Here is a 25,616-nt window from a genome sequence, read left to right as displayed (position 1 = left end):
CCTAATTTCACTCAAACAGGAAAATATATCATGGTCACTACACATAATTTGGGATTTCCACGCATCGGTGGGAAAAGAGAACTCAAATTCGCCCTTGAATCTTATTGGAATGGCTCCATCACCCAATCAGCACTATTACAAACTGGTGTTAATTTACGAAGCACACATTGGCAGTATCAAAAAAATCTTGATTTTATTCCTGTTGGTGATTTCTCTTATTATGACCATGTGTTAGATATGAGTTTTCTGTTGGGTAATATCCCAACCCGTTCCATCAAAGATCAAGATACAAGGTTAGATCAATATTTTCGTGTAGCCAGAGGCCGTTCTGCCAATGACGAACACAATGAAAACTCTGTTTTCGCTGGTGAAATGACAAAATGGTTTGACACAAATTATCATTTTATTGTTCCAGAGTTTACCAAAGAGACACATTTCACCCTGAATGCAGAACATTTACTAGCCCAGATCCAAGAAGCACAACATATTAATCCTGCTATCAAACCTGTATTGGTTGGGCCAGTCACTTATCTATCTTTAGGAAAGACTTATGGAGATTTAAACAAACTTGACTTGTTGCCCCAATTGGTTAAAACCTATGCTGAACTATTATCGTTGTTGGCACAGCGTCAAATTCAATGGGTACAGTTAGATGAACCGATTTTAGTCACTGAATTATCCAAAGAATGGCAAGATGCGTTTCTGTATACTTATAAACACCTACAAAATGACCAATTAAATATTCTTGTAGCGACTTATTTTGGTCAATTACAGGATAATCTTGAGATTTTATGCAAATTACCAGTACAAGGGGTGCATTTGGATACGATCAACGGATTTGATGAAATACAATCCCTAATTGATACCATTGACGCGAATAAAATTATTTCCCTAGGTATTATTAACGGACGCAATATATGGAAAAGTGATTTAAATACTATTTTAGATTGGTTAGAACCTATCTATCAAAAATTGGGCAAGCGGTTATGGATTGCCCCTTCATGCTCTTTATTACACGTACCTGTTGATCTGCAAAATGAAAGCAAAATAGATCCACAAATAAAATCATGGATGGCTTTTGCCCTACAAAAACTCGATGAACTGACTATCATTGCCCACGCTCTTAAAGATGGTCGCACCTCTGTAAAACAGGATTTGAACGATAATCACCAAGCCATTCAAAGCCGTAAAACATCAACCCTTACCCATAATCCCCACGTGCGTGACTTGTGTAAAACCATAACTCCAGAGCTTGGAAACCGCAACAGCCCTTATACAGAACGGTTTAAAATCCAGCAAAAAATTCTAAATTTACCCATTTTCCCCACAACAACGATTGGATCTTTTCCACAAACATCAGATATTCGTAAAGCCAGAAATCAATTTAAAAAAGGCAATATCGATTTCCAAACCTATGAAGCCGCAATGCACAAAGAAATTGCTCTTTGTATTCAACAACAAACAGATTTAGATTTGGATGTCTTTGTTCACGGTGAGGCAGAACGCAATGACATGGTCGAATATTTTGGTGAACAATTAGAAGGATATGTTATCAGTCAACACGGATGGGTGCAATCATATGGTTCACGTTGCGTTAAACCCCCCATTTTATATGGTGATATCCACCGTAACCAAGCTATGACCTTGCCTTGGATTAAATATGCCCAGTCATTAACCGATAAAACAGTTAAGGGCATGTTAACAGGCCCAGTAACGATTTTAAACTGGTCTTTTGTTCGCGATGATCAACCCAGATCAGAAACCTGTTATCAACTGGCCTTGGCCATCCGCGCAGAAGTATTGGATTTAGAACAAGCAAATATTAAAATCATTCAAATTGACGAAGCAGCTTTAAGAGAGGGATTGCCCCTTCGGCGTTCACAATGGGATAATTATTTGTCATGGGCGGTGGGTGCGTTTCGTATCGCAGCGAATGGGGTAAAGGATCAAACCCAAATTCATACCCATATGTGTTATTCAGAATTTAATGATATTATTGCAGCTATCGCCAAGATGGATGCGGATGTAATTACCATTGAAACCTCACGTTCGAATATGGAGCTGCTGGAAGTATTTGAAGAATTCAACTATCCTAACAGTATAGGCCCTGGTGTGTATGATATACATTCCCCCAATATTCCATCCAAAGCACAAATTATTGCCCTGATGGACAAAGCCAGACGATTAATTCCTGTTCAGCATTTATGGGTTAATCCAGATTGCGGGTTAAAAACTCGCCAGTGGTCAGAAGTTATTCCTGCATTACGTCACATGGTTGATGCTGCCAAACAATTGCGCAAATCAACTATTAATAGTGATTTTTATTCATCCATCATACGTCATTAAAAACTTGATTAAAAATAAATCTTAATTTTATAGTGACCCCTCTTTCATCGTGAAAGAGGGAATTTATTTAAAGTCTTTATGCATGCCTTCTAATTCTACTGTATCTTACCGTTTACAATCCATTGACATGTTACGGGGACTGGTCATTTTAATCATGATTATTGACCACATACGTGAAACCTTTTATTTACACTTACAGCTTTCAGATCCTATTGACATTTCTTCTACAGAACCTGCTTTATATTTCAGTCGTTTTATCGCGCATTTATGCGCCCCTGTCTTTATCTTTTTAACAGGATTATCTGCATATTTATACGGACAAAAACATTCCAACAAATACCATATCAGTAAATACTTGCTGGTACGGGGTTTATTTTTGGTGATATTGGAAATTACAGTCATTAACTTTGCGTGGACTTTTCAATTCCCACCCCATAAAATTTTTTTACAAGTTATCTGGGCGATTGGATTAAGTATGATTGCCCTATCTGCCCTGTTATGGTTGCAAAAATCCCTTCTTCTTCTGACCGGAATTGTGATTATTGCTGGCCACAACTTACTGGATTCAATTCATTTTTCCCCTCACTCTGTTTTTTATATTCCTTGGGCCATCTCACACGATCGCTGTTGGGTTACGCTCAATAATTTTATGGCCTCGCGCACCTCTTATCCAGTATTACCGTGGATCGGCGTTATTTGTGTTGGATATTATTGTGGGCAGTGGTTTAATAAATCATATTCACCCCGTCAACGTCATAGAAACCTGATAATTACTTCGATTAGTTTACTTGGATTATTTACTGGGTTACGAACAATTAATATTTATGGCGATAAATCGTGGCATTATGGAAATACAACCGTAGAAACAATAATGAGTTTTTTAAACATTACCAAATATCCGCCTTCATTACTTTTTTTATTAATTACATTGGGGACAGGGTTATTCTTGCTGTGGACATTGGAACGAAAGCAACATTTTTCAATCTTGAAATATTTAGCCGTCTTTGGCAGCGTACCATTATTTTTTTATATTATTCATCTTTATAGCTTGAAAATTATGTACTTAAGTGCAGAGTATCTTTTGGGAAAAAACAAAGGGGAGTATTTTGGTTTTGACCATGTTTGGCAATTATGGGGATGCTGGCTTTTTTTAGTGCTTTTACTGTATCCTTGCGTTAAATGGTTTTCCAATTATAAAGCAACACACAAGCATCTTTCTTGGTTAACCTATTTGTAGCGAGTGCGCATTATGAACAAAAAACGCACCTGTAAAGCATGGGTTCCACCAATTATAGTATTACACTCTTTGGGCTGCACCTGTGCTTATTGTAATGATTTAGATGAAAAAGCCAAGAAAAAACACGGCTTTTGGGCAGACAGTGTTACCTCTATCATAAATCGTAGTGTTTACGAATACAGACGCTTTAATGGTGTTCAACAAATCCCCAAATATACCAAAGAATGGGGGTATGGATTTATGGCAAATTTTCAATCAGGATTCACAACAGGCCTGGTTGGATTGGGTCTAGATGCACAAAGCTACACAGGTATTAGATTAGATTCCAGTGGACGCATAGGACGCATTCGATTGTTAAGTGTAAGCAAAAATGGTCGTGTACGTTCAGTTTATAATCGCACAGGCGGCGCGGCAAAACTGAAAATTTCATCGACCATTTTCAAATATGGAATTATGCGTCCTAAGACCCCTATCTTCAGTTCTTCTGATATGCGATTATTACCTGAAACCTCGACAGGGTTTTTAATCACCAGCAATGAGCTTAAAAATCTTAACGTCCAAATTGGTCGTTTTACCGCCAGTGCTGATCGAAATGCCAATTCCAGTCATGGAGATATGGTGGTAAATTATCTAAATCCAGCTTATCAAAATGGACGCTATTTTGATTTTATAGGGGGCACCTATAAAGGATTTAAATCCCTTGCATTAAGCACCTATATCGGGCGATATGAACATAATTGGCTAACCTGCTATGTCAGTGCAAATTACGGATATACCTTTAAAAACACAGATCGTTTAATCCTTGATTTCCAAGGATACCACAGCAAAAACATTGGTAAATCCTATGCAGGTAAAATCAATAATACAACAGGCAGTATCCTGGGGACTTATCAAACCGGCCCGCATCACTTTAGTTTGGCATATCAAAAAGTACACGGTGATACTCCTTTTGATTATGTCACACGTGGGGCGATTTGGCTGGCTAATTCAACCCAACTGTCGGACTTTAATGGCCCTCATGAACAATCATGGCAAATTAAATATGAATTAGATATAAGTCATTGGGGAATTAAAGGGTTGGTAATTAACAATGCTTTTATTCGTGGTACAGGAATTAATGGCACCAAAATAGATAAAAATAACGGATATTATTGGCTGGGATATGGTAAAAATGGGCATCATTGGGAATATGAATTTTCCGCCAAATATGTTGTTCCCAAAGGGATAGCAAAAAACCTAACAATTATATTTAAACAAAGTATTCACAAAGCCAACAAAGCCCAAGCAGAATTAAACACCAACCAGACCCGAATTGCCATAGAATATCCATTAATTTGGTAATTCTACTAATAAATTATTGATTAATAATTACCGAGCTTTCTTACGGAAAAAGTCAGCAATTATTGCGCTTAGTCCCCGCCATATTCCCAATATTTGCATTTGGTGGCGACGGTACAAATACAAATGTGCCAATTGAGCGATCAATCCCTTAACTGCCATGCGATTGCCAAATGTTCCAAAAGAGGCATAACGACCAACGCTGACCAAAGCACCGTAGTCTCGATATTCAAATGGGGGAATATTAGGACGTCCATCGATAATATCTCCAAAATATTCACTAAGGTAAATGGCCTGTTGACTGGCAACCTGGGCAGTAGGAGGCAGTGGTTTGTTCTGCATCTGCGAACAGTCACCGATGGCAAAGATATCCGCATTATCCAACAGTTGGAATTTATTATTTACCACTAATTGAGAAATCTTGGATTGTTCGACACCAGCTAATTGCTGCAAGACATTTGGTGCTTTCACCCCTGTCGTCCAGACCACTTGATCGGCGGGTAAAACCTCGCCCGATTCTAAAACAACGCTATCTTTGGTTACCTCAGCCACACGTTGTGATAACAATGTGCGAATACCAATACCATTCATTGTTTCTTTTACAGCCTGACTGATTTCTTGTTTAAAGCTGGGCAATACACGATCACCAGACTGTACCACCGTTAAATCAATGTTTTTGGCAAAATCATGATCTGAGTATTGTGCAGATTGTTTTAATTCGTTAATGATTTCACCACTTAGCTCAACGCCTGTAGCCCCAGCCCCAACCACAACTAAATAATGTTTTTCTTCTAAGATAGCAGCTTGAATAATATAATTTTTTAGATCGTCGTAAAATCGTAATGCTTTTCCCAGATCATCAATGGTATAAGCGTAATCTTTTACCCCTTTTGTATTAAAATCATTGGTTTGACTGCCCAAAGCAACAACTAAATAATCAAAATTTACGTGACGTTCTGGTAAGATCTTTTTGCCATATTTATCCACATAAGCTGCTAACGTTATTTTCTTGTTTTTAATGTTTAGCTCTGACACTTCGCCAGGTTCAAACACAAAATTATATCGTTTTGCCTGTATCAAAAAAGGGATCCCTTGTTCAGAAGGCGCATTACTGCCTGCGGCAAACGTGTGTAACATGGGTTTCCAAATATGAAGTTCATTTTTATCAATTAAACATAACTGGTATTTGGAATGATCAATTTTTCGAGTAACACGACTTAAAAACTCGAGCCCTGCTATTCCACCTCCGAGTACTACAATTCGTTTTTTACGCATATTCGTGTTCCTTAAATTAGATTTATGTATTTGAATGGTTGCTGAACATTCATAAAAAAAGTTTTAAATTCAATTTACTATCAGATACTGTGGATTAATTATTATTTTTACTCATATATAATAATTAAAGAATTATGATATTTATGTAACTTTTTTAATCAGCTATCTTATACCGTTAAAAAAATATGACAAGATTAGTACTATATTTGATTTAAATGATCCATTGCAATTTTAATCACAACTTTACGAATTTTCATAGGATTATTCATACAACAACACGGACGATGAATATCAGTTGGAAAAACAATCAAATAACTACCTGGTATTTGCTTAATAAAAACTTCATGTTCGGCAGCCTCATAAAATAATATATCTTGTTTAGGCATTAATGATTTAAAAAGAGTGTTATTTCCCAGATCAGGTGCCACACCGATATACTCAATGCCGGAAACACAATAATGAATATCTAAATATTTGGCATGAGCTTCTGGTTTAGCCGTGTCTTTATGATAAGTCATCCTATCAATAATTTCAGCAAATATACGATCCCCATCGATTGGGACTTTTCCAGCTGACAGAACCTCAAAATTGGTTTGTCGTAAAAATGTTAATCCTTTTTCTATAATCTTTGGTAGCGGAAAAGGACTAGGTGTTGAAAGATGACCAGCAATCATAATATTTCCCCCTTAAATTTAACTCATTGCACTGATTACTGTTGTTAATAAACCATATTTTGTGACAGCTTTACAAAACCTTATTGATATTTCTTATAACCACTTCTACATTTAACTGAAACTCTCTTTCATAACGCAAGATATTATGAACACCAATATCATTCTTAAATCGAAAGAATTGTCACAATGAAATTTAAAGCTTTTTCTGCAGCAATTTTATTAACGCTTGCAGTCAGTGGTTGTTCAACACAACCCTTGACCTTTAATCAACTAGGCGATTTCACAACATATCCCTTAAACACAAATACATTTCGTGTTTCCTATATCGCCAATGATAACATTACTTATACTGCGGCTCAAAACATTGTCTTGGTTAAAGCTGCCCAGACAACGGTTTTGAACGGTTATCAATATTTTACAATAGTCGGTGGCCCTAGTGCTGTTCATGACAAACCACAACGAACAGTAACCTATCCTTATGGAACATGGGGATCATATGGATGGGGGGGGCCAGGTTGGTGGGGCCCAGGACCAGGTTGGGGTGATCCATTCTATGGAATGCCCCAAGTTGTTACAACAGGACCCGCAGAAATTGCTTATAATATCCAGTGTTATCACAATGCACATGATGCCCCTGCAAATGCCTATAACGCCAGTATGATTCTAGAAACCCTGGGTCAACGCTATGGTGTTTTGCCGACAGGACAAGTTTTGTCTGCCTTCCCAGTTAATAAAAATTAAAACCATATTTTAAAATGAGAAATAGCAATCAAATTATAAAATCTGGTTGCTATAGTGCTCTTAAAATCTCATCCGTAATGGATTCTATTAAAATTTCTATAAAAAAAACACTTTCGTTGTGAAATACAACACACAATGCTAGAAACCTTCACAAAAAAAATATTTATTAAAAAAAATTAATTTTGATGATTTTTTATTTGAATTATCGTAACTAATATGTATACGTAATAATTACAATATATTTGTTAATAGTGTTTTTACTTTAATTTACAATGGTAACAACGTTATTCAGTATAACAAAAATATCATTTAACTAACATCAAAGCCCCCAAAGGATTCATCATGAATTATCATAACAAAGTTATTATTATCTCTGATGGCACCAATTATATTGGAAAAAACATTATTGAAAAAGTTTGCTCTTTGGGGGCTTCTGTGGTCGTTACAGGTGAAAACCTACCTTTAGGAAAGCAAATTGAAGCAGAATTTGCATATAAAGGTTTAAAGGTTGCTTTTTTCCACACCGCCTTACGAACAGAAAACGAGGTCAATGGTTTAATTGCGTTTACGAAACGTATGTTTGGAAAAATAGATACGATATTCGTCAATCCAGTATTATTTGATGAATATCTTCCTCAAAATCAAGAAAATCAATATTGGCAACGTATGATTCTACTTCACGCAAATAAAACACATTTATTAAACCAAAACATAACAAATTTCTGGGCAAAAGATGATTATCCCGGCGTCATTATTAATAGTGGTTTTATCGATCGCCTTGATGATGGTCCTTGTATCATTGCAGACATGACAAAAAAAGATTCAATTTTACTAATCACACAGCAATTTGCACGAAAGTACAAACAATCCTCTATTCGCATCAATGCCATTTGCACACGATATCTTGATATGAAATTACTCAATATTTCAGGACTGAACCAAGATCACACTGGAATATTCGACCCTATTCGTCAACTTGGCAAAGCAAAAACTATTGCTAACGTTATTGCTTTTTTAGGAAGTTCGGAAGCATCTTGTATTTCAGGCGAAGCCTATCCAATTTGTGACGATTATCGAGAGCAAGTCGATCATTTTCAGTCCATACAAGGACAAATTGCTTAAAAATTTATTTACCAAATAATAAAATAATGGCTATTTGCATTATCAGGTTTTGCAGATAGCCATTGTTATTTTAACCTCTTTCTATTAAAAAAATTAAATCTATTTATTGAAATTATTGTAAATATTATTAATGTTGCCAGCCTCTTTCACTCATCTGATTTGTAAAAAAGCCTTTGAACTGGGTTTCGATCAGTGTGGTGTTAGTAAAGCAGAATTGTCCCCGTCAAAAGCTAAACAACTAAAAGAGTTTATTGAATTAGATCGCCATGGAGACATGCAATGGTTAAAAGAACGTATTTATCAACGTTCCAGTCCCCACCATTTATGGCCAGACGTAAAATCCGCCATCACGGTTGGGGTCAATTATGGTCCTAACCAAGATCCATTATATAACTTGCAACACCCCTCAATCGCTAATATCTCTGTTTATGCACGTAACAGAGATTATCATGATATGATCAAGGGATGGTTAAAACATCTTGCACAATATATTTTAAAAGAGGCTAAGCCCTTTACTCAAAACGAGCAAATAAAAGTTTTCGTTGATACTGCCCCCATTATGGAAAAGCCATTAGCTCAACAAGCAGGCATCGGTTGGCAGGGAAAACACACCAATCTGGTATCGCGCCAATTTGGCAGCTGGTTGTTTTTAGCTGAAATCCTGACTACTATTGAACTACCTGTTTCTACAGCATCAAAAAATCACTGCGGCAGTTGTCAAAAATGCTTGGCGGCTTGTCCAACCAACGCATTTCCAGCACCTTTCCAACTGGATGCGCGACGTTGTATTTCATATTTAACCATTGAGTATCATGGCAGCATACCCCATGAATTTCGTCGTGCCATTGGTAACCGTATTTATGGGTGTGATGATTGTTTAGCTGTTTGTCCTTGGAATCATTTCGCACAACATTCTCGTCATATCAAATTACAAGCTAGACCTGAGCTTCAATCCCCTCGTTTAAAAAAATTCGCAGAATTTAATGAGGAACAATTTCGTCAATTCTTCGCTGGATCTCCAATTAAACGCATCGGGCACATACGCTTTATACGTAACGTTTTAATTGCAATTGGTAATTCAAATCAACAAGACTTGCTGCCCCATGTCCAAAAGTGGCATAATCATGAAAACCCCATTATCCAAGAAAGCGCCCATTGGGCCATCCAACAATTAACAACATGACCAACCCTTACCTTCAAAAGCGCAGTTTACAATTATCAGGGCATAAAACCAGTGTTGCTTTGGAAACAGAATTTTGGCAAATTCTTGAAGAAATGGCTGATATAAATCACAACACCCTTGCTGCTTTTATTGCAACCGTTGATACGACCCGTAACCCTGATTTACCCTTATCTTCTGCATTACGATTAACAGCCTTAAAATTTGTCATGAATAAACCATGATCATGAATCATATTGCCTTTTAATAAATAAACATTAAAATTAAATTTTATTTTCTTATTTAACTGTTATAGGCACAATGGCATTTTTTGGAAAAATATTTGGCACAGTTGCAGGGTTTGCCGCAGGTGGACCAATGGGGGCATTACTTGGGGCCGCATTGGGTCATGCCGCAGATAAAAATACATTACTTGACCCCCCTCCTGGTGGATGGACGCAACAATGGAAACGTAGGATTTCCCCTGATTTTGCAGGTGCTGCCAGCTATATTGCTGTCAAATTAGCTGCGTCAAGTGGCAAAAAAGACCAGTTACTTGCATTATGTATGATTATTTTATCAGCCAAAATTGCAAAATGTGATGGTCCCGTCAATCGAAAAGAAATTGATACTTTCAAACGGTTCTTCCCCGTTCCTGCCCCCCAGCAAAAGCAAATTGGTAAGTTATTTGACCAAGCCCGACAGCGAACAGATGACTACCATAAGTTTGCTGAAGAATTGGCCAATGCCTTCCAAAATGAGAAAAGTAAACTTGAGAATTTTCTGATTTTACTTTTTACAATTGCTAAGGCTGATTTAAATACTGATGAATCTTTACATCCAGCAGAACTTAAGTTCCTGCGCCATGTGCACAGTATTTTCAAACTTTCAGAAAATTCATGGGATTATGCTTTTAATGGGGGAACCCCAAGAAGTGCTTCTTCGGAACCAGATGCGTATATTACTTTGGGAATAAGCCCAACTGCAAGTGATGAAGAAGTCAGACAACAATGGCGAAAATTGGTTCGTGAACATCATCCCGATGTAGTGGCAGCCAAGGGGGCATCGGCAGAGGAAATGGAAGCATCATCGATTAAAATCGTTAAAATTAATGCAGCTTGGGATCATATTAAACGTAATCGAGGGTTGTAATTTACGCATTCCCCGCAACTGTATTTTTCTTATATAGCTCATTCTAATTTAGAATAAGCCTGAAATAAATTTTGTTGTTTAATTACCACAATTAAACCAATACCATCAGTTTTTTAAATAAAACAGAACGTTTTTTCTGTTGTTTACTCATGAATCTGATATGTTCTAACGGCGTTCTGCCCTGTCAAAAGAGCAATCAATATACTTGATTAAAGAGGGATTTTCCCTCAAAACTGGTTTTTAAATATTTTAAAGGTCGATTTGAGGACTATATGAATTTGAATCCATCCATTTTTTTCAATTCGTTATCGCCTCATATAAAGAAGATAAAAAAAATGCGTCGTCTCTCCTATTTAACTTTAGCCTTTGGTTTAAATCTATTTGTTGGGGCATGTACCGCCCCTGTTCCCAAGGATCCAGAAGCATTAGCTGAATACAAACGCAACAATGATAAATTCGAACCAACGAATCGTGAAATGTACAAAATCACCACAACTGTGGACAAATATACATTACGACCAGTTGCAAAAGCTTACGTATGGGCAGTACCAAAAGTAGTCAGAAAATCCCTAAGTAACATGATCACCACAATGAATGAACCCGTTGTGTTTTTCTCTGATGTCGGGGCAGGCAAACCCAGACGTGCTGGTGATATTTTTGCTAGATGGTGCATCAATATGGTAGCGGGTATTGGTGGTTTTATTGATGTTGCCGAGATGGTGGGATATAAACATCACGACACAACCCCAAGCATGACGTTGGCCACATGGGGAATAAAGTCTGGTCCATATTTGTTTGTTCCCTTCATGGGACCATCCAGCTTTCGTGACGCGGGTGGAACAGTTATTTCAACAGGATTATCCCCTTTGAATTACGTTCCCAGAGGATATGGCTTGATTACTTTTAACTGGGCCTATAATATCTTAGGGGTAATTAGCTCTAGATCAGATTATCTTGATGCCATGGATCAGTTACAAAAGGATTCGCTTGACCCCTATGCAACCATCAGAAGTGCATACCAACAACAACAAAGTGCTGAAATTAAAGCTTTAATTAATGACCACAGAGCCACCGTTCCAGCATGGTATCTTAAATAACAGTTAGGAATTGTATTATGAAAACCTACTCTTATCGTTTTCTTTTATCTGCTTTTGCAGTTTCTGGCTTGCTATTATCAGGAAACATTACTTCCCTTTCTCCTTTTTACGCGCCTGCAGCGTTGGCACAATCTAGCTATAATGACGGCCAACTTCGTCAATGGTTACAAAATACCGGTAATCGGATGGTATCCATTGTTAATAGCAACCTTTCCAAAAAAGAACAAAAAGCCAAATTTCTTACCATCTTGAACAACGATGTTGATGTCGATACCATTGCAAAATTTTGTTTAGGACGTTTTTGGCGTGTTGCAACACCCGAGCAACAAAAGCAATATGTACAACTATTCCATCAAGTTTTAATTAATTCTATTACCAGCCGTTTAGGGGAATATAAAGGCGTTTCCTTTGAAATAGGTAAAATTTCTACCATTGAAAATGGTAGAAAATCTATTGAAACCATTTTACACCGCCCCAAACAACCTGATATTAGTATTCAATGGATTTTAAGTACAGAAAGTGGCTCCCCCAAGGTTGTTGATATTATCGGTGAAAATGCTTCCCTTTCCGTTACGCAAAGGGGTGATTACACCTCCTTTATTGCAAGACACGGCAACAGTGTTGATGCTTTAATCACAGCACTAAAAAAACAAATAGCCAATCATTCTTAATTAAATATGATGAGTTTACTTTTAAAAAACCAGAGCGTTTAAACCCTCTGGTTTTTTTATATTATTTATCTTGGGGAAATGATGCACGAACCACAATTTTCGCATGATTTTATACGCACGCTCGAAACTTTATTTTCTTGGCGCAGAGATGTACGCCATTTCAAAAAAGATCCTATTCCAGACGTAATATTAAATCATCTTTTATCTATTGCTTGCATGGCACCCTCTGTAGGGCTAAGTGAACCATGGCGTTTTATTCAGGTAAAAACCCCAAAAATTAAGACAGAAATTTACGATTTGTTCAAAACAACCAATAAAGAAGCTGCCCAAAACTATACCTCAGAACAACAAATTTTATATAATAATCTAAAATTATCTGGACTAGATGATGCCCCGCATCATATTGCTGTTTTTTCAGAAGAAAATCCAACACAAGGTATGGGATTAGGTAGGCAAACCATGCCTCAGACCACAGCCTATTCAACAGTAATGGCCATATTTAGCTTTTGGCTGGCTGCCAGAGCCTATGGTATTGGCGTAGGCTGGGTTTCTATTTTACCCCCACAACATGTTAAAGAGATTTTAAAAACGCCTGATCATTGGAATTTTATAGCGTATCTATGTGTAGGTTATCCACAATTCACACAAGACACTCCTGAATTAGAGAACAAAGGATGGGAGCAAAGAAACCCTAAAAGAAAAGAATGGATTATCCGATAACAATTTTTTGATCGCCATAATCCATAAATTTTTCACGATCCTATATTATAATCACTTTCCATCTTATTTTTTTGTAATATTCTACTTATATATCCTTTGCTTATTATACCGCACTACAAATACTTAAACTCTATTTTAAGCATTTTACGAGCATATTAAAGTAGGAAAATTATGAGTACTTCACCACAATCAACCCCTGATAATACCAATGGGAAATTTACCTATTATCCCGTTGCGCTAGGCGTCATGACGACTGTTTTTTTTATGTGGGGATTTTTAACCTGTTTAAATGATATTTTAATCCCACATTTAAAAACTGTTTTTGAATTAAATTATGCCCAAGCCATGCTGGTGCAATTTATCTTTTTTGGCGCATATTTTTTAATGTCTATCCCTGGTGGAAAAATTGTTTCCAAACTGGGATATAAAAAAGGTATTGTCACAGGATTAATTATTGCAGCACTTGGGGCTTTTGGTTTTTGGCCTGCTGCAATTTCTTATAACTATTACGTCTTTTTATTAGCCCTTTTTGTTCTTGCAACGGGGATTACCATTTTACAAGTTGCAGCCAATCCTTATGTTACTCTATTAGGGTCAGCAAAAACCAGTTCTAGCCGCCTGAATATGGCACAAGCGTTTAATTCACTTGGAACAACGGTTGCTCCTTATCTTGGGGGGTTATTGATTTTAACAGGGGCATCATACAGTCTGCCAGCCCAAGTTGGCAATGCTCCGGAAACCGTTCAGTTAGTTTCAACGTTAAATAATAAACCGTTAAACGATATCAAACCCGCTCTTGAACATGCGGAGCCACAAGCCGTTGCCTACGCCTTAAAAAATATCCCACCCTTTATTTATGAAAAATTACCTGACACTCTTTTATTAGAGCAAGCTGAACGCCTTTCTCCAAAATTATTGGGAACAGTATTAGGGGATATCCCAACAGATAAAAAACTATTTATCCTTAGTCAATTTTCTGCTGAAAAACTGGAACAGCTGTCCCCCTCCGTTTTGGTTCAAGCACTAGATAATTTTGCAACCGTAAGCTTAACCTCAGAACAAACGCAACAATTCCAAAAACTTAAGAATACTTTAAATGCAACTACAGAGCAAAATATGCAGTCTTATCGAGACAATCAGGCCAAATCTGTTCAAATGCCTTATGCTGTCTTGGGATGTATTTTACTGCTTCTTGCAGGATTTGTGGCAATCTTCAAACTACCAGAAAATCGATCAGAAGAAGCAAAATCAACAGCAAACACATACCGCCTAAAAGATGTTTTTGGTTATTCACATGCAGTACTTGGAGCCATTGGTATTTTCTTTTACGTCGGGGCGGAAGTTTCTGTTGGAAGTTTTATGATCAACTACTTAACCCTGCCTGATATTGGACGCATAACTGAACAAGCAGCATCTCAATATGTGGCTTATTTTTGGGGTGGGGCTATGGTTGGAAGAATCATTGGATCTGCATTAATGGTAAAGATTTCACCACGTAAATTGTTGTCTCTTTTTGCCATTATCAATCTATGTTTATTGACCACTACTATGATAACATCTGGCACTGTGGCGGTTTATTCGATTATTTCTATTGGTTTGTTTAATTCAATTATGTTCCCAACCATTTTTGCTTTGGCTATTACAGGCATGGGTGCGTTAACAGAACAAGCCTCTAGCCTAGTTGTTATGGCAATCGTAGGTGGCGCAGTTATCCCCTTTGCCCAAGGGTTCATCGCAGATAGTATTGGTTTACATCACGCATTCTTGTTACCACTAGTATGCTATTTTTATATTTTGTATTATGGACTGCACGGTGCGCAACCTCGTAAAACAGTCGAACAATAAAATTTGATTAAAAGGGGGTAAGAAAATTATTCTGAGTCCCCCTAGATTTTTCGAGTAATCACGATAACATGAAGTAATAAGTAATTTTATAAAAGAGAAATTACTTAATTTTCTATTTTTATTTCGTTACTTAACTCAACCTAATGTCTAATTTAATATTTCTTTTAATATTTTAAGAGATTTTAAAATGACCTAGTATTTTATTATTAATTGTATCAGGAGTGCCTATGTCCGAAAATACCACCCTTCATCGTACGCTTGGGACGTTTCATCTGTGGGGAATTGCCGTTGGATTGGTTATTTCAGGGTCTTTTTTTGGATGGAGCTATGGTTGGGCTAGTGCTGGAACCCTCGGTTTTCTTATCGTGGTTCTTTTAATTGCATCAATGTATTGTTGCTTTATTTTCAGCCTAACCGAACTCAGCACGGCTATTCCTCATGCTGGCGGTCCCTTTGCCTATGCCTTACGTGCCTTTGGTCCGACTGTCGGATTTTTTGCAGGATTTGCAACGTTGATCGAATTCGTTTTTGCCCCCCCTGCCATTGCTATGGCCATTGGTGCATATATCAACGTTCAATTCCCTTTTATTAATACCAAATTAATTGCTTGCGGTGCATTTTTACTGTTTATGGCACTAAATATTATTGGTGTTCATATTGCTGCTACTTTTGAATTAGTTGTGACTTTACTGGCAATATTTGCATTAATTGTTTTTATGAGCGTGGTGGCACCAACCTTTTCATGGGAACATTTTGCCAGCCACGGCTGGGCTGGACAAAATCAATTTCACTTTTCTACAATTGAAGGTATGTTAGCGGCAACCCCTTTTGCCATTTGGTTTTTCTTGGCCATTGAAGGGGCATCTATGGCTGCAGAAGAGGCCAAAGACCCACAACGCACCATTCCAAAAGCTTTGGGTGCTGGGATTATCACGGTTACTTTGCTTGCTTTGTTTATTATGCTGTTTGCGGGGGGAGCCAAAGGTGACTGGCGTTTGCTGGCAAATATTAATGATCCCCTGCCCCAAGCAATGAAAGTTATCGTAGGGTCGCAAAGCATATGGCTACAAATATTAGTATGGCTGGGGCTGTCTGGGCTAATCGCCTCGTTACACGGAATCATCATGGGATATTCCCGTCAGATTTTTTCATTGGCCCGGGATGGATACCTGCCTAGATCTTTGGCCAAAATAAACAAATATACGCAGACCCCTTATCTCGCAATCTTGGTCGGTGGATTTATTGGTATTGGTGCAATTTTTTCTGACTCTTTAATCATTATCGCGAACCAACCCCTAACTGCCAGTATCATGACGGTTGCTGCCTTTGGTGCATTGGTAATGTATATTATCTCTATGGCATCTTTATTTAAACTGCGTCGCAGTGAGCCAGATTTACATAGACCTTTTAAAGCTATTTTGTATCCTTTTGCTCCTTTATTTGCGATGGTTATGTCCACTATATGTCTTATTACAATGGCGTTATATAACCTTGAACTTGCTGCTTTCTTCATTTTATTTATGGGTGCCGGATATGTATATTTTCTAATGACAAAATCATCCAGAAAAACAGTAGTTGAACAAGAAACTGCCAAAGTCATTCATAATATTAACGGGTAATGCCATGTATAAAACAATTTTAGCCAATCAAACGTGGGTTTTCGAAGATTTAAAAACCGTTATGGCCAAAGCCTCTCCTGCTCGTTCTGGGGATGTATTGGCTGGCATTGGCGCCAGCTGTGACGAAGAACGTGCCGCTGCTAAATTAGCATTGGCAGATATTCCACTCGCAACTTTTTTAGAAGACCAATTAATCCCCTATGAACAAGACGAAGTAACCCGCTTAATTGTTGATAGCCATGATCATGACAATTTTAAAACCATTCGTCACCTGACAGTTGGTGGATTTCGGGAATGGATATTAGACGATAATACAACTTCTGAAATTTTAAGTAATACTGCCAAAGCAATTACCCCAGAAATGGCAGCAGCCGTCAGTAAAATTATGCGCAATCAAGATTTGATTATTGCAGCAAAAAAATGCACCGTCATTACCCGTTTTCGAAACAGTATTGGTTTACCAGGACACATTACCACCCGTTTACAACCAAACAGTCCCACCGACAATATACAAGAAATTGCTGCAGGAATGTTAGATGGGTTATTATATGGCAGTGGGGATGCTGTTATTGGAATTAATCCAGCCAGTGACAGCCTGCCCATCTTGGGAAAACTAAATACTATGTTGGACGAAGTTATTCAACGTTTTGAAATCCCAACGCAATCTTGTGTCTTGACCCACGTGACCAATACCATTCAGTTAATGGAGCGCGGCATTCCTGTGGACTTGGTGTTTCAATCTATTGCAGGAACTGAAAAAGCCAACACCAGCTTTGGCATTAATTTAAATATCTTGCAAGAGGCCTACGACGCAGCGTTACAGCTCAATCGTGGGACTGTTGGTAATAATGTTATGTATTTCGAAACAGGCCAAGGCAGTTGCCTATCGGCCAATGCTCATCACGGTATTGATCAGCAAACCTGTGAAGCCAGAGCCTATGCCGTGGCCAGACATTACAATCCGCTGTTGGTAAATACAGTCGTTGGATTTATCGGTCCAGAATATTTGTATGATGGCAAGCAGATTATTCGTGCAGGACTGGAAGATCATTTTTGTGGAAAATTACTAGGGCTGCCTTTGGGATGTGATATTTGTTACACCAATCACGCTCAAACTGATCAAGATGATATGGATACCTTACTTACTTTACTAGGGGCCGCGGGGATTCCCTTTATCATCAGTGTTCCAGGTGCAGATGATATTATGTTAAACTATCAAAGCACATCATTCCATGATGCTTTATATATTCGGCGGTTACTAGGATTAAAGCATGCACCTGAATTTCGAATATGGCTAGAAAAAATGCATATTACAGATCATGAAGGTATATTAAGAGTCCCCGCCCCCAACCATCCTTTACTTAGTGCTTTACCCACAGGAGAATAAACATGTCTCTTACCGATAATTGGTCGTTTTTAAAGGATTTTACCAAAGCACGTATTGCTCTGGGGCGTAATGGGGTCAGTCTCCCAACCAAAGAAATTCTAAATTTTAGTCTCGCCCATGCCCAGGCACGCGATGCAGTACACAAACCTTTTGATAGTCAAGCATTGCAAACCCAACTGACCCCATTAGAATTGACAAGCCTAACAGTACACAGCTGCGCCAAAGATCGTAATGAATATTTACGCAGACCCGATCTAGGTAGAACTCTAGATCAAGACAGTATTAATTTATTAAAAAATAATATCGAGCTTACCCCTGCGGATCTAATTATTGTTATTGGCGATGGCCTATCCTCTTTCGCAGTTGATCGACAGGCCATTAAAGTCGTAAAGGCTCTGTTGCCTTATTTAAAAAAATTAAATATTAGTCTTGGCCCCATCGTTTTGGCCCATCAAGCAAGAGTGGCACTTGGGGACAAAATTGGCAGTATTTTAAAAGCAAAAGCAATCGTCATGCTGATTGGGGAACGTCCAGGCTTATCTTCTGCTGACAGTTTAGGCATTTATATGACTTGGCATCCTGATGATACCCGCACTGATGCAGATCGTAACTGTATTTCTAATGTGCGCCCAGAAGGGTTAACATATGACTTAGCTGCTTTTAAACTAGCGTGGCTATTAGAACATAGCTTTGTTCGGCAACTGAGCGGTGTTCAATTAAAAGATGAAAGCGATTATGCTGCTTTGCCTAGCAATAAACCACTTTATATTGACCACTCCTGATTTATAAAAGTGATTGGCAACAAAATTTATTTTAAATATTCGTTGCCTTTGTCTATTTGTGCAGAAAAGATAGTATCTTCACCCTTTCCTTATCAAAATAACCCTTAATTCCTCGACATTTATAAGCCATTAATAAAATATGACTTATACAAATCGCCCTTGGATAAAAACTATTCTTTAGAATGAAATCATTTTTCCTGGCGCGAGCATATTTTGCATACCAAGTAATGATTTCGCTAAAGGAATTGCCACGGGGGCAAGTTGTCTGCCTAATAAAATGGACCGATGCTCAATTGAGGTTAACATTGAAAAATCATCATTATAGTTTAAAAAATCATCTCGTATGGCTTTACCAATTCGTACGGTTTGTGCAATGCCATGACCACTCCATCCCTGCACAACATAGGTTGGAACGTTGCCCTCTGTTTTTCTGCAATCTGTTGCACCATTTAACGTCAAATCAGTTGTACCACTCCATGCAAAGTCAAATTCAATATCATCCCTATGAGAAAAAACAGTTCGTAAACGTGTTGTCAAATAATCCAAGGTTTTTTGTTCATCCCAACGAGTACCTGTTCCTTGACCACCAAATAATATTCTTTGTTTTTTAACAGGACGATAATAATCGATTTGAAACTGTGTGTCGTAAACTGCCATATTTGTTGGCAATAATGGCTCTGTTCCATCAGTGATAGGATGCGTTACTGCAACATAGGTATAAAATGGAATAGTGGAATTTGCTTCTGATAATAATTTAAACGTGGATTCATGAACGGCCAAAACGACTGCTTTTTTAGCAAGGACAGTCCCTTGTTCTGTTCTAACCAAAGTCCCTTGTGGTGTTTCTTCAAGAGCTAAGACTTCACTATCTTCATAAACCTGTCCACCTTTTTGAACAAATCCATAAACCATTCCACGTGTCAATGCTAAAGAATGGACTTGACCACCAATGGTATCTAATGCACCGCCGTGGTATAAATCTGTATTGATATGATCTTTGATTTCATAGGGACCTAATATACGAACAGTATCATCACCCAGATATTTTCGTGCATCTGCCCCTTTGGTAAGTGCATTTATGTGGCCTGGATGAATCGCTGCAGTAAGATGTCCCTTGCGTAAATCAATGGATAATCCATAACGATCTGCAATTTCGTCAATTAAATCAAAAGATTCAACAGACGTAAATCTCCATAAACGGCAGGCTTCATCAAAATCAAAATTTTCAATCATGGTCTCAGCTTCCCAACGGGCCAACCCTGGGGTTAGCTGTCCACCATTTCTGCCAGAAGCAGCTGAACCGATACGGTTTTTTTCAAGTAAAACAGTATCTACCCCTGCCTCTGCAAAATGTAGGGCTGTTGATGATCCTAACAAACCACCACCAATAACAACAACGTCGCATTCGATGTCTTGTTCCAATTTTGGGAAACCAGACCAAGGCAAAAGAGTGGATTCATAATAATTTGCAGGATTTTCTGGTCCTATATCACTTTTAATCCAATTCCAGTCATCTTGTTGTGCTTCAATATTTCTTGAGGGCACAAATGCAGCATCATCAATGAATTCTGGTTTTTCAATTTTTTGTTTTACAGACATTTTATAAACTCGAAACGCATTATTTTCTAAGAAGCATGAACAAAATTGTTATTACAAAGGAATTTCTTTTTTTGTAAAAAGCGATTTCTTATATTTTTTCAAATATAATAAATATAACAGCCCTAGTATTGACCAAGATATACCTAATATAAAGGCATCCTCTTTTAAATTCAACCACATTACCCCAACAGTAAATATCCCCAATATTGGTAAAATGATATTCAAGCATTTTTGTTTAAATGTCTTGAATTCTTTTCTTTGTATAACAAACAAAACAAATACTGAAATATTTACAGAACTGAACGCAATCATCGCCCCAAAACTAATTAAAGATACCGCTGTATCCAGTCTGAAGAAGGCAGCACTTAAGGATAGCACACCGATTAAAATGACACAGTAAAATGGCGAGTTATATTTAGGATGCAAATATCGAAATATCTTTCCTGGGATAAAGTTTGTTGATCCCATAATGTATAATAAACGGGCCGCACTGGCATGTGAGGCCAAAGCAGACGCAAAAGTATTAACCAAAATTGCAACTAAAAAAATGGATTGAAACAGCAAACCGCCAACATATAAAACGATTTCTGGCATTGCTTCTATAGGATCTTTAAAACGAATATTGGTTGGATAATATAATTGAATAAACCACGCGCTGATAAAAAAAATCACCCCACCACAAAACACCGTAATAATAATAGCTTTTGGAATAGTCCGACGAGCATTTTGAGTTTCATTAGAAAGTGTTGAAACTGCATCAAACCCTAAAAATGAAAAACATAAAACAGCGGCCCCACTAACCAAAGGGATAATACTGCGATCTCCGTTAAATAGAGGGTTTATCGTTAATACATGTTCGTAACCAGAGGTCAAAGTGATATTATGAATAACCAAATATATAAAATACACCATTAAAACCAATGGTATACCGACAAAAAGGAAATTCAAATTCGCCAGAAATTTAATACTGCGACAATTAATAAAAGTAACAATAAAAATGAATATTGAAATTAATATCCATGCTGGGATATTGGGAAATAATGCCTTCAAATAAATCCCTGAAAGCAAACTGTTAATCATTGGCAACAAAATATAATCTAGTAATGTTCCCCATCCCACAAAAAACCCGTTTTCTTTCCCGCATACGGTGCTGGTATATGTGTAGGCTGATCCGAATTCAGGAAAAACACTGGCCAATCTGCTGTAACTTAATGCTGTTAGCATAATTGCAACCAATGCCAACAGGTAAGCCATGGGCACGCGACCATTCGTAATGCCAGAGACAATACCGAATGTATCAAATACTGTCATTGGTGTCATATAAGCAACACCAATAATCACAACCTGCCATAAAGATAAGTGAGTATTCAATTTCTGATGTTGATCCATTAATTAGATCTTTGCTTTGATTAGTGAAAATAAATGTGCGAATATTACGTTGGCAAGCAACAACATTGATTTATGATAGTTTATAATAATTCAAAATTAAATTTTTTTTTTATTTTCTTACAAAAAATTAATATTTAAGGAATTAAAGTGTTGTGTAAACACAATATAATTTTTCATAAATTTTAAAAAATTCTAGGCTTTTACAATATTGAATATTTATATTATTTAGAAAATTTCAGTAATGAACGAATAAATTATTATTTTATTCACTAACATACAAAAACATTTTATGCCCTGCGCGTATGAAACTATCTTGCACTGTCATTCCAATTCCCCCTAAAACACGACGAGAGGCAACATTATCTTCTCTTGAAACTGCAACAATCCGTTTATGACCACGTGCGTGTGCTTCCATTAATGCAGCATAAGCTGCTTCACGTGCATATCCCCTACCTTGCGCCCATGGCCATAACGAAAATCGTAGCGCATATCCACGCCCATCAGGACGATAATGTATCCCTGTAATCCCTAAGAATCGATAAGAACCATATTTAGGATTTTCGCGAATACTATACATCCCAATGCGATGCTGCCCCCAATACAAAGTATCTTCTGCCATTTCAGCACTGGCTTGTAAGGGAGTACGAACCCCACCCAACATATGGCCAAATGCCTGAAAATCTGTTTTCAATCGTATGACATCCTCCATATCCTGCCAACTGATGGGGGATAATATTAATCTGGGAGTATAAAGTTCGGAAGAAATCACACTATATCTCGGGTTCTATAAAAAAACCCATTTCATAATTTTTTGAAATGGGTAAAAATATTCATATTGTTAGTCTTGTTTATATTTACCGTGAAATTGGTTTATATTTAATCCGACTTGGTTCCGTTGCATCAGGACCAAGGCGACGACGTTTATCGGCTTCGTATGCTTCGAAATTGCCCTCGAACCATTCTACGTGACTATCCCCTTCAAAGGCTAAAATATGCGTTGCCAATCGATCTAAGAACCAACGATCATGGCTGATAACCACCGCACAACCTGCGAATTCTTCTAATGCTTCTTCTAGTACGCGCAAAGTATCCAAATCCAAATCATTTGTTGGTTCGTCAAGCAACAATACATTACTTTCTTTTTTCAACATTTTTGCTAAATGCACGCGGTTACGTTCCCCCCCAGAAAGAATACCGACTTTCTTTTGTTGATCGGAACCTTTAAAGTTAAACGCTCCTACATAAGCACGAGACGCAATAGAACGTTTACCAAAATACAACACATCGGTTCCGCCAGAAATTTCTTCCCATACGGTTTTGTTTGGATCTAAATCATCACGAGATTGGTCCACATATCCTAATTGAACCGTTTCACCGATGCGAATCTCGCCTTGATCTGGCTTTTCAACACCTGTAATCATTTTAAACAACGTTGATTTACCCGCACCATTAGGGCCAATAACCCCAACAATACCCCCAGGTGGTAATTTAAAATTCAAGCCATCAATTAATAGACGATCATTAAACCCTTTGCTCAGATTTTCAGCTTCAATAACGACATTTCCCAAACGAGGGCCTGGGGCAATATTAATTTCAGCAGTGCCCCCCACTTTTTCTTGACTTTGCGCCAGCATTTCTTCGTATTTTGCAATACGAGCCTGACTTTTTGCTTGTCTAGCTTTTGGGGATGCGCTGATCCATTGCTGTTCAGCAGCCAAGGCACGTTGACGTGCGCTTTCTTCTTTTTCTTCCTGGGCCAAACGTTTACGTTTTTGATCTAACCATGAAGAATAATTTCCTTCAAATGGATAACCACGTCCGCGTTCAATTTCCAAGATCCAGTTTGTAACATTATCCAAGAAGTAACGATCATGGGTAATTAAGATCACTGTACCTGTATATTCACGTAATGTTTGTTCAAGCCAAGCAACACTTTCTGCATCCAAATGGTTGGTTGGTTCGTCTAATAACAAAATATCTGGCTTTTCTAGCAATAAACGACATAACGCGACGCGACGACGCTCACCCCCAGATAATTTTTCAACACTTAAATGCGCGGGCGGACAACGTAAGGCGTCCAAAGCAATTTCAATTTGACGATCTAAATCCCAGCCATTACCCGCGTCAATAATTTCTTGTAATTCTGACTGTTCAGCCAGCAAGTTATTCATTTCATCATCATCCATGGGTTCTGCGAACTTCATAGAGATTTCATTAAAACGATCAACGGCTTTTTTTAAAGGGCCAAAGCCTTCAGCAACATTTTCCCCAACATTTTTAGTTGGATCAAGTTGTGGTTCTTGTTCTAAATATCCAACCTTAATACCATCGGCAGCCCATGCTTCACCGCCAAATTCTTTATCTTTACCAGCAATGATTTTTAACAGGGTTGATTTACCCGCACCATTTACCCCAAGAACACCAATTTTAACCCCAGGTAAAAAAGATAAAGTAATTCCTTTAAAGACTTCTCGCCCACCAGGATAAGCCTTGGTCAAATCTTTCATTACATAAACATATTGAGGCCCAGCCATCGTCGAGAAGCTCCTTTAAACAATCCATCAAACATATACTAAGGGGGAAAACACGCCCGCCCAATTCTTTGCTTCAGGCGAAATAAAATAAAAAAGCGTCTGCGCCCGGCAGGACTCGAACCTGCAACCAGGCCGTTATGAGCGGTCGGCTCTAACCAATTGAGCTACAGGCGCATAGACGCCACCTCTATTTGCCGTAAAATGATCTTTTTTGCAAGGGTTTTCTTTGGGAACATATAAAAAATAATGTTCTGAATTATCAAGAGGTGTTTTTTATTGTTTAATATAAATCATATGATTATATAAAACTGATGAATATATTGATTTAATGACTTTAAAGGATATGTAAATGAATAAAATAGTCGGAATTTTTTCTTTATCTTTTACTCTCTCATTTTTTAGCACCGTTGTTAATGCTCAACCTCTGCCATAACATGTGTCCCAAGAAACCATTAACTCTGTCATTAAACAATTTGCAACGAATGTTTGTACAAGCTCTATTATCCTTGCTGCGGAAAGCATGCACAAATGTTATGAATATATAGATAAAAATAGCCCTGACATTGATCAATGCATTTTGGCCGATATGTATTTACAGGATGGTCTTACTCATTTACGTCAAAGAGAGCAAGATTTAGGTCGATCCTCTCCTACTGATGATATTCCTTATATCGAACCAGAAACATCTCGAAAGCGCATAAAAGAATATCTGAGCTTACCTCGTTTTAGTAGTTTGCAAACACAATCCGCAAAAGAAGCATATTTTAAACACGGTATAGACAAAGTAGAACAAGGTATTTTTGGGCAGTGTAAAATTACCGATTATAAATATGGCTCTAGTACTAAATGGAATGGGCAAGTTAAAAATCCAGAACAGCTGGATGATCCAAGTGATAGCAACTAATATTATCAAAAGATAATTTAATAGA

At 37.7% G+C, this 25,616-nt stretch carries 22 protein-coding genes and 1 tRNA gene; 16 read left to right on the top strand and 7 right to left on the bottom strand.

The features are described from left to right. Positions 1-30 precede the first annotated feature (30 nt). The 3 genes from metE to QJV27_RS10530 all read left to right on the top strand — a co-directional run bounded on the left by metE (position 31) and on the right by QJV27_RS10530 (position 4,924). The gene (gene metE / locus QJV27_RS10540; RefSeq protein WP_346771191.1) at positions 31-2,346 is read left to right on the top strand and encodes a 5-methyltetrahydropteroyltriglutamate--homocysteine S-methyltransferase; all 2,316 of its coding nucleotides are present in this window, start codon (positions 31-33) and stop codon (positions 2,344-2,346) included. Between the two features lie 82 nt (positions 2,347-2,428). Further along, positions 2,429-3,583, top strand: a complete 1,155-nt coding sequence (locus QJV27_RS10535; protein WP_281448885.1) for a DUF1624 domain-containing protein — start codon at positions 2,429-2,431, stop codon at positions 3,581-3,583. 12 nt (positions 3,584-3,595) lie between these two features. Then, a complete protein-coding gene (locus QJV27_RS10530) occupies positions 3,596-4,924 on the top strand; it encodes an OprD family outer membrane porin (protein ID WP_281448884.1) in 1,329 nt (442 codons plus the stop codon). Between the two features lie 27 nt (positions 4,925-4,951). Here QJV27_RS10530 and QJV27_RS10525 read toward each other — a convergent pair whose 3' ends face one another. After that, positions 4,952-6,196 (bottom strand): NAD(P)/FAD-dependent oxidoreductase, encoded by a 1,245-nt coding sequence (locus QJV27_RS10525; protein ID WP_281448883.1) that lies wholly within the window; start codon positions 6,194-6,196, stop codon positions 4,952-4,954. A gap of 200 nt (positions 6,197-6,396) precedes the next feature. Next, the gene (locus QJV27_RS10520) at positions 6,397-6,870 is read right to left on the bottom strand and encodes a YhcH/YjgK/YiaL family protein (protein ID WP_281448882.1); all 474 of its coding nucleotides are present in this window, start codon (positions 6,868-6,870) and stop codon (positions 6,397-6,399) included. Positions 6,871-7,056: 186 nt separating this feature from the next. Here QJV27_RS10520 and QJV27_RS10515 point away from each other — a divergent pair, with 186 nt between their 5' ends. The 12 genes from QJV27_RS10515 (at position 7,057) to eutC (ending at position 19,165) form a co-directional block, all read left to right on the top strand. Continuing rightward, positions 7,057-7,611 (top strand): CC0125/CC1285 family lipoprotein, encoded by a 555-nt coding sequence (locus QJV27_RS10515; RefSeq protein ID WP_281448881.1) that lies wholly within the window; start codon positions 7,057-7,059, stop codon positions 7,609-7,611. A gap of 342 nt (positions 7,612-7,953) precedes the next feature. Beyond that, complete coding sequence (locus QJV27_RS10510; protein ID WP_281448880.1) at positions 7,954-8,733, top strand: SDR family oxidoreductase; 780 nt, start codon at positions 7,954-7,956, stop codon at positions 8,731-8,733. Positions 8,734-8,863: 130 nt separating this feature from the next. Beyond that, the gene (gene queG, locus QJV27_RS10505) at positions 8,864-9,916 is read left to right on the top strand and encodes a tRNA epoxyqueuosine(34) reductase QueG (RefSeq protein ID WP_281448879.1); all 1,053 of its coding nucleotides are present in this window, start codon (positions 8,864-8,866) and stop codon (positions 9,914-9,916) included. Next, a complete protein-coding gene (locus QJV27_RS10500; protein WP_281448878.1) occupies positions 9,913-10,137 on the top strand; it encodes a ribbon-helix-helix domain-containing protein in 225 nt (74 codons plus the stop codon). Before queG ends, QJV27_RS10500 begins: the two co-directional genes overlap by 4 nt. Positions 10,138-10,213: 76 nt before the next feature. Continuing rightward, positions 10,214-11,044 (top strand): TerB family tellurite resistance protein, encoded by an 831-nt coding sequence (locus tag QJV27_RS10495; protein ID WP_281448877.1) that lies wholly within the window; start codon positions 10,214-10,216, stop codon positions 11,042-11,044. Positions 11,045-11,379: 335 nt separating this feature from the next. Continuing rightward, positions 11,380-12,141 carry an MlaA family lipoprotein gene (locus tag QJV27_RS10490; protein WP_281448876.1) on the top strand — a complete coding sequence of 254 codons (762 nt, stop codon included), beginning with the start codon at positions 11,380-11,382 and terminating at the stop codon, positions 12,139-12,141. A 17-nt stretch (positions 12,142-12,158) separates the two neighbouring features. Then, the gene (locus tag QJV27_RS10485) at positions 12,159-12,812 is read left to right on the top strand and encodes an MlaC/ttg2D family ABC transporter substrate-binding protein (protein ID WP_281448875.1); all 654 of its coding nucleotides are present in this window, start codon (positions 12,159-12,161) and stop codon (positions 12,810-12,812) included. An 81-nt stretch (positions 12,813-12,893) separates the two neighbouring features. After that, positions 12,894-13,532, top strand: coding sequence for a 5,6-dimethylbenzimidazole synthase (gene bluB / locus QJV27_RS10480; protein WP_408869641.1), 639 nt, complete (start codon positions 12,894-12,896; stop codon positions 13,530-13,532). Positions 13,533-13,703: 171 nt separating this feature from the next. Further along, entirely contained in the window at positions 13,704-15,377 is a 1,674-nt protein-coding gene (locus tag QJV27_RS10475; RefSeq protein ID WP_281448873.1) for a sugar MFS transporter, read from the top strand. A 227-nt stretch (positions 15,378-15,604) separates the two neighbouring features. Beyond that, entirely contained in the window at positions 15,605-16,996 is a 1,392-nt protein-coding gene (gene eat / locus QJV27_RS10470; protein WP_281448872.1) for an ethanolamine permease, read from the top strand. Between the two features lie 4 nt (positions 16,997-17,000). Then, positions 17,001-18,383, top strand: coding sequence for an ethanolamine ammonia-lyase subunit EutB (locus tag QJV27_RS10465; protein WP_281448871.1), 1,383 nt, complete (start codon positions 17,001-17,003; stop codon positions 18,381-18,383). Positions 18,384-18,385: 2 nt separating this feature from the next. Next, positions 18,386-19,165 (top strand): ethanolamine ammonia-lyase subunit EutC, encoded by a 780-nt coding sequence (gene eutC, locus QJV27_RS10460; RefSeq protein ID WP_281448870.1) that lies wholly within the window; start codon positions 18,386-18,388, stop codon positions 19,163-19,165. Between the two features lie 177 nt (positions 19,166-19,342). On the opposite strand, the gene QJV27_RS10455 is transcribed toward eutC, so the two are convergent. The 5 genes from QJV27_RS10455 to QJV27_RS10435 form a co-directional block, all read right to left on the bottom strand. Continuing rightward, positions 19,343-20,764, bottom strand: a complete 1,422-nt coding sequence (locus QJV27_RS10455; RefSeq protein WP_281448869.1) for an NAD(P)/FAD-dependent oxidoreductase — start codon at positions 20,762-20,764, stop codon at positions 19,343-19,345. Between the two features lie 51 nt (positions 20,765-20,815). After that, positions 20,816-22,153 carry an APC family permease gene (locus QJV27_RS10450; protein WP_281448868.1) on the bottom strand — a complete coding sequence of 446 codons (1,338 nt, stop codon included), beginning with the start codon at positions 22,151-22,153 and terminating at the stop codon, positions 20,816-20,818. A 262-nt stretch (positions 22,154-22,415) separates the two neighbouring features. Continuing rightward, positions 22,416-22,922 (bottom strand): GNAT family N-acetyltransferase, encoded by a 507-nt coding sequence (locus tag QJV27_RS10445; RefSeq protein WP_281448867.1) that lies wholly within the window; start codon positions 22,920-22,922, stop codon positions 22,416-22,418. Between the two features lie 85 nt (positions 22,923-23,007). After that, on the bottom strand, positions 23,008-24,687 hold the full coding sequence (gene ettA, locus QJV27_RS10440; RefSeq protein ID WP_281448866.1) for an energy-dependent translational throttle protein EttA: 1,680 nt from the start codon (positions 24,685-24,687) through the stop codon (positions 23,008-23,010). Positions 24,688-24,787: 100 nt separating this feature from the next. Then, positions 24,788-24,861 (bottom strand) — tRNA-Ile (locus tag QJV27_RS10435). 262 nt (positions 24,862-25,123) lie between these two features. Here QJV27_RS10435 and QJV27_RS10430 point away from each other — a divergent pair. Beyond that, positions 25,124-25,591, top strand: coding sequence for a hypothetical protein (locus QJV27_RS10430; RefSeq protein WP_281448865.1), 468 nt, complete (start codon positions 25,124-25,126; stop codon positions 25,589-25,591). Positions 25,592-25,616: the final 25 nt, after the last annotated feature.

This window comes from Commensalibacter oyaizuii (assembly GCF_029953265.1).
In the GTDB taxonomy this organism is placed as follows: Bacteria; Pseudomonadota; Alphaproteobacteria; order Acetobacterales; family Acetobacteraceae; genus Commensalibacter; species Commensalibacter oyaizuii.
The sequence above is the reverse complement of the archived record's forward strand: the minus strand, read 5'-3'. Positions and strand labels throughout refer to the sequence as shown.

What these genes read in the sequence shown, in the direction of transcription:
- queG (WP_281448879.1), top strand. Translation starts at nt 8,864, where the DNA reads ATGTTGCCAGCCTCTTTCACTCATCTGATTTGTAAAAAAGCCTTTGAA.
- bluB (WP_408869641.1), top strand. Translation starts at nt 12,894, where the DNA reads ATGCACGAACCACAATTTTCGCATGATTTTATACGCACGCTCGAAACT.
- QJV27_RS10500 (WP_281448878.1), top strand. Translation starts at nt 9,913, where the DNA reads ATGACCAACCCTTACCTTCAAAAGCGCAGTTTACAATTATCAGGGCAT.
- metE (WP_346771191.1), top strand. Translation starts at nt 31, where the DNA reads ATGGTCACTACACATAATTTGGGATTTCCACGCATCGGTGGGAAAAGA.
- QJV27_RS10510 (WP_281448880.1), top strand. Translation starts at nt 7,954, where the DNA reads ATGAATTATCATAACAAAGTTATTATTATCTCTGATGGCACCAATTAT.
- QJV27_RS10495 (WP_281448877.1), top strand. Translation starts at nt 10,214, where the DNA reads ATGGCATTTTTTGGAAAAATATTTGGCACAGTTGCAGGGTTTGCCGCA.
- eutC (WP_281448870.1), top strand. Translation starts at nt 18,386, where the DNA reads ATGTCTCTTACCGATAATTGGTCGTTTTTAAAGGATTTTACCAAAGCA.
- ettA (WP_281448866.1), bottom strand. Translation starts at nt 24,687, where the DNA reads ATGGCTGGGCCTCAATATGTTTATGTAATGAAAGATTTGACCAAGGCT.
- QJV27_RS10520 (WP_281448882.1), bottom strand. Translation starts at nt 6,870, where the DNA reads ATGATTGCTGGTCATCTTTCAACACCTAGTCCTTTTCCGCTACCAAAG.
- QJV27_RS10485 (WP_281448875.1), top strand. Translation starts at nt 12,159, where the DNA reads ATGAAAACCTACTCTTATCGTTTTCTTTTATCTGCTTTTGCAGTTTCT.
- QJV27_RS10530 (WP_281448884.1), top strand. Translation starts at nt 3,596, where the DNA reads ATGAACAAAAAACGCACCTGTAAAGCATGGGTTCCACCAATTATAGTA.
- QJV27_RS10525 (WP_281448883.1), bottom strand. Translation starts at nt 6,196, where the DNA reads ATGCGTAAAAAACGAATTGTAGTACTCGGAGGTGGAATAGCAGGGCTC.
- QJV27_RS10465 (WP_281448871.1), top strand. Translation starts at nt 17,001, where the DNA reads ATGTATAAAACAATTTTAGCCAATCAAACGTGGGTTTTCGAAGATTTA.
- QJV27_RS10535 (WP_281448885.1), top strand. Translation starts at nt 2,429, where the DNA reads ATGCCTTCTAATTCTACTGTATCTTACCGTTTACAATCCATTGACATG.
- QJV27_RS10490 (WP_281448876.1), top strand. Translation starts at nt 11,380, where the DNA reads ATGCGTCGTCTCTCCTATTTAACTTTAGCCTTTGGTTTAAATCTATTT.
- QJV27_RS10450 (WP_281448868.1), bottom strand. Translation starts at nt 22,153, where the DNA reads ATGGATCAACATCAGAAATTGAATACTCACTTATCTTTATGGCAGGTT.
- QJV27_RS10475 (WP_281448873.1), top strand. Translation starts at nt 13,704, where the DNA reads ATGAGTACTTCACCACAATCAACCCCTGATAATACCAATGGGAAATTT.
- eat (WP_281448872.1), top strand. Translation starts at nt 15,605, where the DNA reads ATGTCCGAAAATACCACCCTTCATCGTACGCTTGGGACGTTTCATCTG.
- QJV27_RS10455 (WP_281448869.1), bottom strand. Translation starts at nt 20,764, where the DNA reads ATGTCTGTAAAACAAAAAATTGAAAAACCAGAATTCATTGATGATGCT.
- QJV27_RS10515 (WP_281448881.1), top strand. Translation starts at nt 7,057, where the DNA reads ATGAAATTTAAAGCTTTTTCTGCAGCAATTTTATTAACGCTTGCAGTC.